Here is a 13838-nt window from a genome sequence, read left to right on the forward strand (position 1 = left end):
GAGGATGTGAGGACATGAGCTCTCTGAAGACCTGACGAAGGCATGGGAAAAAGAGCCGACGGCGTCGTCGGCGACCAATGCGCTGGGAAGCGTCAGATCTGGAGAGCGGGCGGCGTCATGCGCGCGAAGTCCTCACGTAGGGGAGGGCCCAGGGTAGGCGACCGCCATCCACCAGGTCCATCCGTTTTCCGACCGCCGTCAGCGTCGGGCGATCTCCATTAAAATGGACAAACCGACCGAGATGCCCATTCCGGAAAGGGTGAGGATGATGGCCGGAGAGATCACCTGTCGCAGGGTCTACGAGGAGACTTCCGCCGAGGACGGCAAGCGGATACTCGTCGACCGGGTCTGGCCGCGGGGCATACGCAAGGCGGACGCGCACCTCGACGAGTGGCTGCGGGACGTCGCGCCCTCGACGGAGCTGCGCAAGTGGTACGGGCACACCCCCGGTCGTTACGCCGAGTTCCGGCGCCGCTACCTCGCGGAGCTGCGCGATGCCGGGCACCGGCAGGCGGCCGGGCATCTGCGCGACCTGGCCGGGCGCGGCAGGCTGACGCTCCTGACCGCCAGCAAGGACGTCGACCACAGCCAGGCGGCCGTTCTGGCGGAATGGCTGACCGGCAGCCGCTCCACCGGCTCCTGACCCCGCCGCGTCCGGCCACCCACCCCCTCAAAGCCCGCCGTGGCGGGGCAGGTTGCGTGCACGTCTTTGGGTCGACACTCGCCAGTATGGACCTGCCGCGCGCGCCGTCAAGGGGGTGCGCACAGGAAAGCCCAAAATCCAACGGTGTCAACCCACTCGGGCAGGGCCACCCGGCCGCCCTTCCGGTGTCGGGTGACCCGCCCTGCCCTGGGAAGCCCGGTGCCTGTGCGGGCGATCACCAGGTACCCCGCACGTCCCGCCCGTGCGTTGGTTTTTGAGGTTTCTTGTGCGTACCCCCTTGACCGTCGAGGCGGCGACGCCATACTTGCCTGCATTGAGGCCGCAATGTTTACGTGAACTTTCCGCCTGAGGCTGCCTCACCGATGCTCGCGGGCGGGGAGTTGTCCAGCCGGTCGTCAGTGACGGCACGCTCCCGTTCGGTCGCGACACCCGTGTCACCCGAAGCCCGGGGGCACCGCCCTGCCCACACAACCGGTCAGCTCCGGGCGCCCTGCGCGCCCCGGCCGATGACGCAAGGAGAACGACGACGATGCGACACAGAAGGTGGCGAGCGTCGCGGGCAGGAGCCCTGACGCTCGCCGCGACCCTCACCCTGGGGCTCCTCCCGGCGACAGCCCTGATCACCGCGGGGACGGCGACGGCCGCGTCCACGGAGGCGTCCACGGAGGCGTCCGCGTACGACGCGATCCCGAACGGGCAGACCTGGCTGGATACGGACGGGAACGCCATCCAGGCGCACGGCGGTGGGTTCCTCAAGGTCGGGGACACCTACTACTGGGTGGGTGAGAACAAGGCCCACGGGAGCGCCGCGTTCGGCGGGGTCAATCTCTACAAGTCGACCGATCTGGAGAACTGGGAGAACGCCGGCGCGATTCTCTCCGTCGACTCGGCCGATGTGAACGGGAACAGGATTCTCGCCCACTCCAAGGTGGAGCGGCCGAAGCTGCTGTACAACGAGGAGACGGGCAAGTATGTCCTTTGGGGCCACTACGAGATGCCGGGGAACTACGCCGCCTCCGAGGTGATCGTGGCCACCGCGGACGACATCGAAGGTCCCTACACCATCACGGAGAAGGGGCACTTCCGGCCGGGTGCGGGCAACGAGGGCGCGGAGGCGATGGGCGACCGTGCCGGCGCGCTGATCGAGGACTGGGACACCGCCGCGCGCGACGAGACGAACACCGAGCACGCCTACCGGCCGGCCCAGGCCGACTATCCCCCGCGGGTTCACCAGTATCAGGCCCCGGACGCGGACAGTCCCGAGGACCTCCAGTACGTCTCCGACGAGGACTACGGCACCAGCCAGGCCGGTAATGGGTGGAGCTACCACCTGAACGACATCGCGCACGACATGACGCTCAAGGCGCAGACGTACCGGATGGAGGAGTTCGACCGGTCGGCGTACGACACCTACTCGGCGGACTACAACACTTCCACCGGGAGCTACATCGTGCGCTACCCGACCGAGGAGAGCTCGGCGGTGGCGACGGCGGACTACGTCATCGGGGACCCGGGCGGGGAACGCGCCGAACTGGCCGCGCCCGGCCTGCACCCGACGCTTGAGGAGTCGTCCTCCGAGGAGGTGGTGTTCGTCAACGGCCAGGACTCGGCGTTCGTCACCACCAACACCGACGGCGCCCAGCTGTACTTCACCACCGATGGCTCGGACCCGGCGGACGGGTCCAACGAGGCCAGGCAACGGTACTGGGACGGCATGCGTCTGTCCCTGGCGGGCGAGGCGGGGCAGCGGACGACGGTGCGGGCGGTCGCGGTCCTGGACGGTGAGACGAGCGAGGAGACGCAGGTGACCTACGAGGTCGCCGAGGACCCGGCCGACGTGCCGCTGTTCCGTCCGGTGCTCAACCGGCCCTCGGGGACCTATGACGGCTTCGGCTACAAGGAACTACGGGTGTATTCCCCGTCCTACGGGGCCGAGGTGTACTACACGATGGACGGCCAGGACCCCGACCCGGCCCAGCGCGGGGAGAACATCGGCTTCGGCTCCCGCGACCTCACCGTCTACCAGGACGAGAAGACGGGCGACGCCTACCTGATCACCGCGCAGGACCACATCTACATGCGGGTGTGGAAACTGAACGACGAATTCACCGACGTGGTGCCGGAGCTTGAGTACGACATGTACGTCGGCGACCACCGCGAGGCCCCGGCCCTGGTCCGGCACGGCGGCACGGCAGGCCAGTACGTCTACCTGCTGACCTCAAGTCAGTCCGGCTGGTACCCCAACCAGACCCAGTACGGCCGCACGGAAGACCTCGACGCCGGGTTCGACCAGCCCAGGGACGAACACGGTTACCGCAACGGGCAGTCGATCTGGTCCGCTCTTCAGCCCGTCGGCGATAACACCGCCTACCACAGCCAGCCCACCCGCATCCTGAACATCGGCACCGAGGCCGAGCCCGAGTACGTCTACATGGGCGACCGGTGGCGCCCGGACCTGCTGTCCCGGTCCACCTACGTGTGGATGCCGCTGACCATCGATGATGCGGGCAACGACGGCAACGGCCTGGTCGACTTCTCCTTCACCCCAGAACTCGACGTCGACGTCGCAGGCGGGCGCATCAACGAGCCGGACTGGGAGCTCGTCTCGCTCAATCAGCCCGTCGAGGCCAGCCCGCAGGTCGACGTGCCCGTGGGCGCCCCGGCGGAGGAGGGCGGGGACTGGGAGACGACCCCGGAGCAGGAGGAACAGGAGGGCATCTACCGGCACTACAACGCCGAGCAGGCCAACGACGGCATCGACCACGACCTCGACATCCACGACGACACCGAGCAGTTCTTCAAGAGCGAGGGCATGCCGTTCCACTGGCAGGTCGACCTCGGCGAGCCCACCGAACTGTCCTGGATCGGCCTGTCCTTCAAGACCGTCAGCGGTTCCGACAACGTCCACCGCTACGCCGTCAGCGCCAGCAACGACGGTGAACGGTGGACCGAGCTCGCCGACAACACCTCCAACCTCAGGATCGGCTACCAGAACCACGCCCTCGAAGGCCAGTACCGGTACGTCCGCGTCGACGTGTACAGCTCCTTCGACCTCGCGCACGGCCGGGATGCGGCCTGGGCCCGCGGCCTGTACGAGGTGTCCGTGTACGGCTCCGGTCAGGACACCGCGCCCGAGGGGCCGCAGCTCGCCGCTCCCGAGGACGGCACCACGGTCCGGCACGATGACGTGGGCTTCGCCTGGGAGCCGGTCGAGAACGCCCGCCGGTACGAGTTCCAGTCCTTCCGGAACGAGGAACTGACCGAGGGCAAGTGGCAGCGCTCCACCCGCGAGCCCGCCGTCACGGCCAGGAACGTCCGCCACGGCGACTACTGGTGGCGGGTCAGGGCCGTCCTGGACGACGGCACGAAGACGCCGTGGTCCGACGCGTGGCAGGTCACGGTCCGCGACAGGTAAACAGCGCACCCCGATCACATAACGGCACGGCCGGACCGGGGCGGGACCGAGCACACCTCCCCGCCCCGGCCGGCCCGACGCCCGTCATCGCCCCGGACAAGTTCACCGGAACAAGTTCAGCCGTGCCACCCTGCCGGACGTGCGCCCTCCGGGACACCGGGGGGAGCGGTGCTGGCGCGCACGACGAGGTGCGTGGGAACCAGGGTGATGCCGGGCTCGACCGAGTCGGTGCGTAGCCGACGGAGCACACCCTCGACCAGCAGGCGGCCGAGTGTGGCGAAGTCCTGGCGCACCGTGGTGAGCGGCGGCAGGAAGGAAACCGTCTCGGGGATGTCGTCGAAGCCGACTACGCTCACGTCCCCCGGTACTTCTCGACCCGTCTCGTTCAGGGCCCGCAACAGGCCGAGCGCCATCTGATCGTTGGCCGTGAATACGGCTGTGCACCCCGATTCCGCCGCCAGCCGCAGTCCTGCCCGATATCCCGACTCTGCCGACCAGTCCCCGTGCACAAGCGGCGGGATCTCCCGTTCGGCCTCCGCCAGCGTGGCCTGCCAGGCAGCCGCCCGGCGCCGGGCCGCGAACGACTCCTCCGGGCCGGCCAGATGCCACACGGTCCGGTGCCCGAGGTCCAGCAGATGCCGCACGGCCTCCCGGGTGCCGTTCACCTGGTCGGTGTCGACCACGCTGTACCGGTCTCCGGCGTGGGCGTCGGAGACCGCTACCTGGACGTTCGGAGGCAGGGAGACGGTCGGCGAGTCGAGCAACTCGGCGCCCATGACGGCGATGACCCCATCCACCGCCGACTCGCTGAACCGCGTGAACGCGCCGCGCACCTCCCGCTCCGTCGGCGCGGAAACCGGCAGCAGCGTGACCGCGTAACTCTCGCGGGCGGCCGCGGTGGCGATGGCCTCCAGGATGCGCACGTTGCCCGTTGAGGACAGCGAGAGGATGATGACGCCGATCGTTCGAAACTCACCGCGTCTGAGGGCGCGCGCCGCGCTGTTCGGGCGGTACCCCAACTGCTTCATCGCCGCCAGTACCCGTTGTCTGTTCGACTCCTTCACCGTCGTATGGCCGTTGGCGACGCGCGAGACCGTCTGAGCGGACACCCCGGCCAGCATGGCGACGTCCGACATGGCGACATGGCGCTTGCGTGCGGGGCGTTCCACAGCCTCCCCCTCGTACCTCGGCGTTGTACAGCACCAGCGGAAAGAGCTTATGGTCCGGCGCCGGAGCTCCGGCGTCCCGCGTCGCTGCCCTGCGCCGCGGTGTGGCGCGGGTGCAGGCGCCCCAGGGCGCCTGGCCGCCCCGCGGAGCCTGGTCACCATCACGTTCCGGCCGGGGGGAGTGGCGTGTGGGCGGCCGCCGGGGGGAGGCTGTCGAGCATGAGCGCGAGATAACGGGACCAACCCCGGCCGGCGTGACCGGCGCTGGCCACGAGCATGGTGACCAGGCACGGGAAGTCGTCCGGCGTGAGGTCGGCCCGCACCACGCCGGCTTGCCGGGCCCGGGACAGGATGCCGGCCAGTGGCCGCAGGTGGCGGGTCATGATGTCGGCGGCCCGGGTGCCGCCGCTGATCAGCGCGAGCATTCCCGGGTGCTCGACCACCGCGGCGGTCGTCTCCGTCAACACGGTCACCAGCGCGCGATGCGGGTCGGGGTCGGCGGCAGCCCGTAGCAGCACCGGCTCCACCCGCTCGGCGAAGTAGTCCTCCAGCACCGCCGCCAACAGGTCGTCCCTGGTGGGGAAGTGCCGGAACAGCGTGCGCGCGTTGACCTGCGCCCGCCGGGCGATCTGCTCCAGGGGGACCTCATCGCCCAGCTCTTCCACGGCCGCGCGGGCCGCTGTCACGATGGCGGCCCGGTTGCGCCGGGCGTCCGCCCGCACGTGCCCGTTCCTGCTCTGCGTCACCGTGTCACGCTAGCACCCCCGCCGTTAAGTGTCATAGCTCTGGCACTTGTGGCATGCTCGGGGCATGGATCACGGCATCGTCACCTTCCTCACCGACTACGGCATCGACCCCGTCCAGCTGGGGCGAGCGGTGGAGGAACGCGGGTTCGGCTCGCTGTTTCTCACCGAGCACACGCACATCCCGACCAGCCGCCTGACCCCGTGGCCGGTGGGCGCGCCGGAGGCGCAGCCGCTGCCGCGCCACTACGCGCACACCTTCGACCCCCTGGCCGCGCTGGCCGCGATCGCGGCCACGACCCAGCGCATCCGGCTCGGGACCGGGGTGACGCTGGTCAACCAGCATCACCCCATCACCCTGGCCAAACAGGTCGCGAGCGTGGACAGGATCTCCGGCGGGCGGTTCGAGCTGGGCGTCGGCCCGGGCTGGAACGCCGAGGAGATGGCCAACCACGGCGTCGACCCCGCACGGCCGCTGGCGCGGATGCTGGAACACGTCGCGGCCATGAGGAAGATATGGACCGAAGAAGAGCCGGAGTTCCACGGCGAGTTCGTCGACTTCGACCCGATCTGGTCCTGGCCCAAGCCCGCGCGCCGACTGCCGGTGCTCATCGGGGGCGTCGGGCCGACCGTGCTGGACCGCGTGCTCAGCCACGGCGACGGCTGGCTGCCGCTGCCCCTGTTCACGGCCGAGCAGCTCGGCGCACGCATCACCACCCTGCGCAGGCGGGCCGCGGACGCCGGTCGCACGGTGAACGTCACCCTGTACGGCGGCAGCCCGGACGCCCTCGGGCCCTATCAGGAGGCCGGGGTGGACCGAGTCCTGTTCGAACTGCCCGATCACGAGAACCCCGACGACATCCTGCGCGAACTCGACCGCCTCGCCGGCTTCCGCCCCGCCACGGGCCCCGCGAAGCCGTCGGGTGACCGCGTCGGCGCGGACTGAGCACGTCACGCGCGTGACGGCGGAGCGGAGCGGCTTCCCGGCACGGGCCCGGGCGGCCGCCGCCGGTTCGGACGGCTGCACGCCGGGCACGGGTGCTGCGGAAGCGACCGACGTTGTCGGCTGGGCTCTCAGCGCTTGGTGGTGCTGTTGAACAGTGAGCGCGACCATACGTAGCCGACCAGGGCGATGCCGGCGCACCAGGCGAGCGCGATCCAGGCGTTGTCGCCGATCTCCGAGCCGGAGAGCAGGCCGCGCAGCGTCTCGGTCATGGGCGTGAACGGCTGGTTCTCGGCGAACCAGCGCAGGCCCGGCGACATCGAGTCGGCCGGTACGAAGGCGGAGCCGAGGAACGGCAGGAACTGGACCAGCAGCGGCTTGTTGCTCGCGGACTCGACGGTCTTGGAAATCATGCCGAGCGCCACCGACAGCCAGGTCACCGCGAACGCGATGGTCGCCAGGAGGCCGGCCGCGGCCAGCCACTCCAGCGCGTTCGCGTCCGACCGGAAGCCGACGGCGAGCGCGACGCCCACGACCAGGACGATGCACACCATCGTCTGGATGACGCTGCCGATGACATGCCCCGTCATGAACGACGAGCGCGTGATGTTCATGGTGCGGAAGCGGTTGATGATGCCCTCGGTCATGTCGGAACAGACCGCGATCGAGGTCGACATCGAACCGGCGGCCACCCCCATGATGATGACCCCGGGCGTCAGGTAGTCCAGGTACGCGTCCCGGCCGCCGCCCATGCCGGCGCCGAGGGAGTCCCCGAAGGCGTACACGAACAGGAGCAGCATCAGAATCGGCATCATGGCGCTGCCGAATCCCACGGCCGGATAGCGGATCGCGTGCTTCAGGTTGCGCCGCAGCATCGTCAGCGAGTCGTGGACGGCGTAGGTGAGGGTGCTCATCGCGGGGTCTCCTTGACGTGAGGCGGGGTGGTGTGGGCGGTGCCGTCGCCGGTCAGGGCGAGGAACACGTCGTCCAGGTCGGGGGTGTGCACGGAGAAGTCGGCGGCCAGGACCCCGGCGGCGTCGAGCCGGTCGAGCAGGGCGCGGAGCGCGTCGAGACCGCCGTCGCCCGCCACGCGCAGGGCGAGGCCCTGGTCGTCCCTGGCCGCGCCGGGGAAGGCGGCGGCCGCGCGTTCGTACTCGGCGGGGTCGGTGAACCGCAGGCGCACGTGGCTGCCGGGGATCTGCCCCTTGAGTTCGTCGGCGGTGCCCTCCGCGATGATCCGGCCGCCGTCGAGCACGGCGATCCGGTCGGCCAACTGGTCTGCCTCCTCCAGGTATTGGGTGGTGAGGAAGACGGTGGTGCCGCCCGCGACCAGCGAGCGCACCGTGTCCCACATGGTGCGGCGGCTGCGCGGGTCGAGCCCGGTGGTCGGCTCGTCCAGGAAGATCACCTGCGGGTCGCCGACCAGCGTCATGGCGATGTCGAGCCGGCGCCGCATACCGCCGGAGAAGGTAGCGGCCCGCTTGTGCGCGACGTCCGCGATGGCGAACCGCGCAAGCAACTCCTTGGTACGGGACCGCCCTTCACGCTTGCCGAGGTGCAGCAGGTCGGCCATGAGGAGCAGGTTCTCCTCGGCGGTGAGCAGGTCGTCGAGCGCGGCGAACTGCCCGGTGACCCCGATCGCGGCGCGCACCCCGTCCGGTGACGTGGCGACGTCGTGGCCCGCGACCTGGGCCTGCCCGCCGTCGGCGGCGATGAGCGTGGAAAGGATCTGCACGGTGGTGGTCTTGCCCGCGCCGTTCGGGCCGAGCAGCGCGAAGACCGAACCGGCCGGGATGAGCAGGTCGATCCCGTCGAGAACGAGCTTGTCGCCGTACGACTTGCGCAGATCGGCGGTGGAGACGGCGGCCGGCACCTGGCGGCCGTCGCCCGGCCTGGGTATGGGCGTGGGCATGGACATGGGCATGACAGAAGAAGGCATGAGGCCCTCCCGTTCGAAGGCTGGAATGGCTGGAATGGCTGGAGCGGAATGACAGGTGGATGTTCAGGCGCGGGCGCGGAGGATGTCGATGTTGCCGAACCGGGTGCGCGCGCGGATCTTGACGGTGTCCTCGGCGTTCTCCGGGGCCTCGGACGCGGCGAGCGTGTTGCGCACCTGGCCAGAGCCGGAGCTGACGTCGAGCCAGGCGGGCGTGCCCTCGCGGACGCCGACCTCGATGGCGCCGAAGGAGTTCTCCAATTGAACGGCGCCGCGGGACACTTCGCCCACGCGCAGGGTGCCGTAGGCGGTGGTGGCGGCGACCGAGGTCTCGGCGCGCGCAATGTCGATGTCACCGTAGGCACCGCGCACCCGCAGCTCGCCGGTCGCGGCGCCGACGGTCGTGGAGCCGTGCGAGTTCTTCAGGACGGCGGGGCCTTCGGCGGTGCCGAGGCGCAGGCTGCCGAAACTGGTGGTGACCTCGGCCTTGCCCTGGACCCGGCCCACGGTGATCGAGCCGTGGGAGGCGGTCAGCCGCAGCGGGCCGGTGGTGTCGAGGCGGACGTCGCCGGAGGAGGTCTTCACCCGGACCTCGCCGAGCCGCCCCTCGCCGAGGACCTGGGCCCAGGCCCCGGTCACATCGACGCGTGAGTCCGTGGGCAGTTCGACCGTCACGTCGACGGCGCCCGTGCGGCCGAACAGGTAGCGCTGCTTGGGCGTCCTGACGGTCAGCGCGCCGCTCGCGTACGTGACCTCGGTCTGGTCGGCCGCGCGGACGTCCTGGTCCCGCTTCGGGTCGCGGGGCCGCACCTCGACAACGGTGTCGAGGCGGTCGCCCGCGGTGAACCGGATGGAACCGGCCTCCAGGTGTGCCCTGGCCGAGATCGGTTCCGGAGTGTCGAAAGAAGGCATGGCTGTCCCGTCCTCTTGGGTCTTCGGGGTGTCCCCGCTGGTGGGACGTGGTGTGAGTGGAGTGGTATGGGCGGGGCGCCTAGCGGACCCAGCCCGTGATGCTCTGTCCGATCGACTGGGTCTTCTCCGGCGTACGTGGCCGGGTGCCGCCGTCGACCGCGGCCGATACGGCGCGCACCAGCCACGCGTTGACCGACAGGCCCTCGCGGCTCGCGGCCTCCTCGGCGCGGACCTTGAGGTGGGCCGGCAGCCGCAGGTTGACGCGGGCGGTGCCACCCTCGTCGCCGTCGGCCGGGGCCGCGGTCCTGAACGACTCGACGGGCGCGGCCGGCTCCGCGGGGGTGCCGCCGTCGACGGCGGGCGGCGGCGTCACCACGAAGTCGGGGTCGAGACCGCGCAGCCGCACGTCGACCGAGCCGGGAGCCAGCTCGCGGGTGATCTCGTCCATCGCGGCGGAGAGCACATTGAGCATGGTCAGCCGGGTCGCCGACTCCAGCGGAGCGGTGAGCCGCTCGGCCAGCTCGCGGGCATCCTCCCCGCCGGCCTCGGCGGCCACCGCCAGCTCGCGGCGGAGGGTGTCGACATACGGGGTGAGATCCATGACGCTATAGTGGCACCACTATGGCGCCATGCGCAAGCCTTAATGGTGCCGCGGGTCGGGTGAGCGCCGGGATGGCCGCTCTGACCAGGAGAAATGGTAGAGGGGGCGACCTGGGCCGCGGTGGCGCCATGCGGTGCCATGCGGTGCCATGTGGCGCCATGCGGTGCCACGACCTCGACTACAAGATCCTGTTTCCGGACGGGAGCGAGGCTACCGACCTGCCGGAGCAGGTGTCGGCCGGAAGCTACCGATGGCGCCCGACGACCGGCAAGTCGCCGAAACGGGGCAGCAGCAAGGGCAACAGGGGCAACAGCACGGATACTTCCTCGTCACCACGGTGCACGTACGCAATCCGGAGTTCGAGACGCTGACCGCCACCACCGGGGTGAGCACGTCCGCAGGTCGAAGGTACAGCGAACAGGGGCCGCGTCGTCTTCCGGTGCCGCCGTGCTGAACGACGTGGGAACGGACCGGGCCCGGGTGAGCGGGCAGCTCACCGCTGCCACCGCCGAGCTGAACGATCTCAACGCCGCTCGGGCCCGGGTGACGGTGGCGAATGGGTGCTGAGAACCCATGATGTCCTGCCGGTCAAGGGAGTGGGAACAGCACTGACAACGGTGCGGAGGCCCTCTCCTCCTGCCGCGTTCGCCGATGGCGGCGGCCGGGCCCGCCCGGTACTTGTCCCGTGCGGTTGCGGCGTCAGTCGGCCAGGCGGGTGCCGCCAGCTGTCAGACGGACAGGGGCACCCGTTTCGGCCGACAGGTTCGCCGCGTTGCCGATCAGGACGCTCCGGATGCCGTCGCGGTAGCCGGCGGGGCGCGCCAGCGGGTCGTCGGACGGGCCGCGGAAGATGTCGTCGAGCAGCAGCCGGTCGCCGCCGCCGTGTGCTCCCGTACCGCCCTCGATGGTGATGTCCTGCGCCCTCTCCCAGTGGCGGTGCAGGACAAGCCGCTCCCAGGTGCCCTCGGCGTTCTCCTTGGCCGCGGCGCTGGGGTCGATCGCGGCGTGCGGGGGTGTCCAGGCCCGTTCGCAGACATCCAGCTCGACGCGGCCCTCGGTCCCGTTGAAGACCACTCGGTAACCCTCGTAGGGCGCATGGGCGTTGAGGGAATAGGTGAGCATCGCCCGGTTCGTATAGCGGACGAGGACCGCCATGTTGTCGTCAATGGTGATGCCGGGGCCGAAGACATCCTGATCCCGGATGTAGCCGTCCTCGTGCTCGGCTCGCAGGTACAGCTCGGTGAGCCGGGGATCGGCGGAGACGTCCAGGATGAACGGGTCACTGCCGAGTCCCGGCGCCCCCTGCCCGCGCGCCGGGCGACCGGTCAGGCCCCGCGCGGCCGCGTTCTCCTCGCCGTAGAAACGCAGGTCGGTCTGGGCGAACACCAGCTCGGCCGCCGCGTCCAGCCACCAGTTGACGAGATCGAAGTGGTGGCTGGACTTGTGGACGAGCAGCCCTCCGGAAGAGTTCCGGTCGCGGTGCCAGCGGCGGAAGTAGTCGGCACCGTGGATCGTGTCCAGCAGCCATTCGAAGTGCACGGAGGTGACTTGACCCACGGCACCTTCGGAGATGAGCCTGCGCACGGCCGAATTGCGCGGGGAGTAACGGTAGTTGAAGGTCACGATGAGATCGCCTTCGCTGCGTTCCGCAGCGTCGGCGATGGCGGCGCAGCCCGCCGCGTCCGTGGTCAGTGGCTTCTCGACCACGACGTTCCGGCCGGCGTCGAGTGCCGCGCACACATAGGTGGCGTGCAGTGCGTCCACGGTGGTGACCACGACGGTGTCGGCGCGCTCCAGCAGTTCGTCGAAGCGGTCGGGCGCGAAGCAGGGAACCTCGGACCGGCCCGATCGCGCGATGGCGCGGTTGTAGTAGTTCATACGCGTCTGGTTGACATCGCACAGGGCGCTGATCTCGCCGGTGTCGCTCCAGTCGCCCAGGAGCGCGTCCACATACATCCGGGCGCGATGGCCGAGACCGACGAAGGCGTATCGGGTACCCACAGCTTGCTCCTGGTTCCAGGCGTCGAGGTGTTGAGGTGTTGAGGTGTTGAGGCGTCAAGGTGGCGAGGCGGCCGGTGCCGTGCGGGGCACGGCACCGGCCGCGGGGTCATTCGCCGGCCCGCCCGGCCTCTCACGCGTGGCCGGGGTGGGCGGACCGGATGGTCGCGGCACTGTCAGCCCAGGGCGGAATCGGCTTCGGCGAGGAATGCGGAGGCCGCCTCTTGCGGGCTCTGATTGCCGAACAGGACCTCCTGGCCGTAGCGCTCCAGCATGTCGGGGATGTCGCCCGCTCCCAGGGGCGGCGCGGTGGGGGCCGCGCTCAGCTCGCTGGCGATCTCGTTGAAGAACTCCAGGGAAGCGACGTCCGCCTCGGGGAGATCGGCCTGGATGCTCTCCCGCACGGTGGAGTTGACGGGCAGCCCGCGGTCCGAGCCCAGGATGGCTCCCGCTTCGGGGTCGTTGAGGAGGAAGTCGATGAGCGTGGCCGCCTCCTCGGGGTGCTCGGACCCGGAGAAGGAGGACCAGAACATGCCCGGTTGCAGGAACATGCCGCTCGCCTCGGCGCCGGGGCTGGTCGGGAAGCGCAGCAGCTCGATGTCCTCGCCCGAGCCGATGCTGATGGTGCTCAGCTGGTTGCTCCACCACATGCCGAACGCGCCGTCGTTCGTGGCGACCAGGGCGTTCTCGACCGAGCTGCCCAGCTCGGCGCTGAGCGCCGCGTCCGGCGCGGCGCCGGCGTCCTGGTGTTCCAGCTGCAGCTCGAACCACTCGACCAGCATTTCCTCGGAGACCCCGAGGCCGTCCTCGGTGTACATCTGTTCGCCCTGCTGCTCGGCGAAGATCCTCAGGAAGGCGTCGTTGAACGACGGTTGGGAGCCGTAGGTGCCATCCCCGGTGGCTTCGCTGATCTGCTGGCTGATCTCCAGGTAGTCGTCCCAGGTCCAGGTGGTGTCGTCCGGAAGCTCGACCCCCGCCTCTTCGAATACGGCGGTGTTCGCCATGAGACTGAACGTGTTCGCGCCGGTGGGTATGCCGACCTGCTGGTCGTTCACCACACCGGACGCCAGCACGTTCGGGTCCATGTCCGCCGTGTCCACGCGGTCCGTCAGGTCGGCGAGGATTTCGTTGTTGGCGAACTCGCCCAGTCGGCGGATCTCGATCGCGAAGACGTCCGGGGCCTCGCGGGATGCCACCTGCGTGGTGAGCCGGTCGTAGTAGGGGGTGAAGTCGGTGTACTCCGGCTCCACTTGGATGCCGGGATTCTTCTCCTCGAAGAGAGCGATCGCCTCTTCGGTGAGCTGGTGGCGGGAGTCGTTCCCCCACCAGGCCATCCGCAGTGTCACCGATCCGTCGTCCGAGCCGCCGTCGTCGCCGCCGCACGCGGTGGCGCTCGCCAGGAGCACCCCCACTGCGGAGAACGCCGCGTACACGTTCCTTCTCCGTTTTGACATGACATT

Annotated in this window: 12 protein-coding genes; 4 read left to right on the plus strand and 8 right to left on the minus strand. The window is 69.8% G+C overall.

Annotated elements, in window-relative coordinates; translation table 11 throughout:
• Positions 1 to 268: 268 nt before the first annotated feature.
• Together RM779_RS29505 and RM779_RS29510 are read left to right on the plus strand one after the other, a co-directional pair.
• The gene (locus tag RM779_RS29505) at positions 269 to 643 is read left to right on the plus strand and encodes a DUF488 domain-containing protein (RefSeq protein WP_311620849.1); all 375 of its coding nucleotides are present in this window, start codon (positions 269 to 271) and stop codon (positions 641 to 643) included.
• A gap of 550 nt (positions 644 to 1193) precedes the next feature.
• Positions 1194 to 4079 (plus strand): chitobiase/beta-hexosaminidase C-terminal domain-containing protein, encoded by a 2886-nt coding sequence (locus RM779_RS29510; protein ID WP_311620850.1) that lies wholly within the window; start codon positions 1194 to 1196, stop codon positions 4077 to 4079.
• A gap of 116 nt (positions 4080 to 4195) precedes the next feature.
• Here the strand turns inward: RM779_RS29510 and RM779_RS29515 are convergent, their stop codons facing one another.
• Entirely contained in the window at positions 4196 to 5215 is a 1020-nt protein-coding gene (locus RM779_RS29515; RefSeq protein ID WP_311620873.1) for a LacI family DNA-binding transcriptional regulator, read from the minus strand.
• Between the two features lie 191 nt (positions 5216 to 5406).
• Positions 5407 to 5991 carry a TetR/AcrR family transcriptional regulator gene (locus tag RM779_RS29520; protein WP_311620851.1) on the minus strand — a complete coding sequence of 195 codons (585 nt, stop codon included), beginning with the start codon at positions 5989 to 5991 and terminating at the stop codon, positions 5407 to 5409.
• 64 nt (positions 5992 to 6055) lie between these two features.
• On the opposite strand from RM779_RS29520, the gene RM779_RS29525 reads away from it, so the two are divergent.
• Complete coding sequence (locus RM779_RS29525; protein WP_311620852.1) at positions 6056 to 6934, plus strand: LLM class F420-dependent oxidoreductase; 879 nt, start codon at positions 6056 to 6058, stop codon at positions 6932 to 6934.
• A gap of 128 nt (positions 6935 to 7062) precedes the next feature.
• Here the strand turns inward: RM779_RS29525 and RM779_RS29530 are convergent, their stop codons facing one another.
• The 4 genes from RM779_RS29530 to RM779_RS29545 form a co-directional block, all read right to left on the minus strand.
• Positions 7063 to 7845, minus strand: coding sequence for an ABC transporter permease (locus RM779_RS29530; protein ID WP_311620853.1), 783 nt, complete (start codon positions 7843 to 7845; stop codon positions 7063 to 7065).
• Positions 7842 to 8870 carry an ATP-binding cassette domain-containing protein gene (locus RM779_RS29535; RefSeq protein WP_394813419.1) on the minus strand — a complete coding sequence of 343 codons (1029 nt, stop codon included), beginning with the start codon at positions 8868 to 8870 and terminating at the stop codon, positions 7842 to 7844. Before RM779_RS29535 ends, RM779_RS29530 begins: the two co-directional genes overlap by 4 nt.
• A gap of 63 nt (positions 8871 to 8933) precedes the next feature.
• Entirely contained in the window at positions 8934 to 9779 is an 846-nt protein-coding gene (locus tag RM779_RS29540; protein WP_311620855.1) for a DUF4097 family beta strand repeat-containing protein, read from the minus strand.
• 79 nt (positions 9780 to 9858) lie between these two features.
• Positions 9859 to 10380, minus strand: coding sequence for a hypothetical protein (locus RM779_RS29545; protein WP_311620856.1), 522 nt, complete (start codon positions 10378 to 10380; stop codon positions 9859 to 9861).
• A gap of 250 nt (positions 10381 to 10630) precedes the next feature.
• Between RM779_RS29545 and RM779_RS29550 the strand changes: the two genes are divergently transcribed.
• Entirely contained in the window at positions 10631 to 10834 is a 204-nt protein-coding gene (locus RM779_RS29550) for a hypothetical protein (protein ID WP_311620857.1), read from the plus strand.
• 245 nt (positions 10835 to 11079) lie between these two features.
• On the opposite strand, the gene RM779_RS29555 is transcribed toward RM779_RS29550, so the two are convergent.
• Together RM779_RS29555 and RM779_RS29560 are read right to left on the minus strand one after the other, a co-directional pair.
• Positions 11080 to 12381, minus strand: a complete 1302-nt coding sequence (locus tag RM779_RS29555) for a Gfo/Idh/MocA family protein (RefSeq protein ID WP_311620858.1) — start codon at positions 12379 to 12381, stop codon at positions 11080 to 11082.
• Positions 12382 to 12554: 173 nt separating this feature from the next.
• Complete coding sequence (locus RM779_RS29560) at positions 12555 to 13832, minus strand: ABC transporter substrate-binding protein (protein ID WP_311620859.1); 1278 nt, start codon at positions 13830 to 13832, stop codon at positions 12555 to 12557.
• Positions 13833 to 13838: the final 6 nt, after the last annotated feature.

Source organism: Streptomyces johnsoniae (assembly GCF_031845565.1).
Taxonomy (GTDB): domain Bacteria; phylum Actinomycetota; class Actinomycetes; order Streptomycetales; family Streptomycetaceae; genus Streptomyces; species Streptomyces johnsoniae.

Excerpts from the sequence above, each read along its gene's own strand:
- RM779_RS29540 (WP_311620855.1), bottom strand. The coding sequence starts at position 9,779 with ATGCCTTCTTTCGACACTCCGGAACCGATCTCGGCCAGGGCACACCTG.
- RM779_RS29535 (WP_394813419.1), bottom strand. The coding sequence starts at position 8,870 with ATGCCTTCTTCTGTCATGCCCATGTCCATGCCCACGCCCATACCCAGG.
- RM779_RS29550 (WP_311620857.1), top strand. The coding sequence starts at position 10,631 with ATGGCGCCCGACGACCGGCAAGTCGCCGAAACGGGGCAGCAGCAAGGG.
- RM779_RS29530 (WP_311620853.1), bottom strand. The coding sequence starts at position 7,845 with ATGAGCACCCTCACCTACGCCGTCCACGACTCGCTGACGATGCTGCGG.
- RM779_RS29515 (WP_311620873.1), bottom strand. The coding sequence starts at position 5,215 with ATGTCGGACGTCGCCATGCTGGCCGGGGTGTCCGCTCAGACGGTCTCG.
- RM779_RS29505 (WP_311620849.1), top strand. The coding sequence starts at position 269 with ATGGCCGGAGAGATCACCTGTCGCAGGGTCTACGAGGAGACTTCCGCC.
- RM779_RS29545 (WP_311620856.1), bottom strand. The coding sequence starts at position 10,380 with ATGGATCTCACCCCGTATGTCGACACCCTCCGCCGCGAGCTGGCGGTG.
- RM779_RS29510 (WP_311620850.1), top strand. The coding sequence starts at position 1,194 with ATGCGACACAGAAGGTGGCGAGCGTCGCGGGCAGGAGCCCTGACGCTC.
- RM779_RS29560 (WP_311620859.1), bottom strand. The coding sequence starts at position 13,832 with ATGTCAAAACGGAGAAGGAACGTGTACGCGGCGTTCTCCGCAGTGGGG.
- RM779_RS29525 (WP_311620852.1), top strand. The coding sequence starts at position 6,056 with ATGGATCACGGCATCGTCACCTTCCTCACCGACTACGGCATCGACCCC.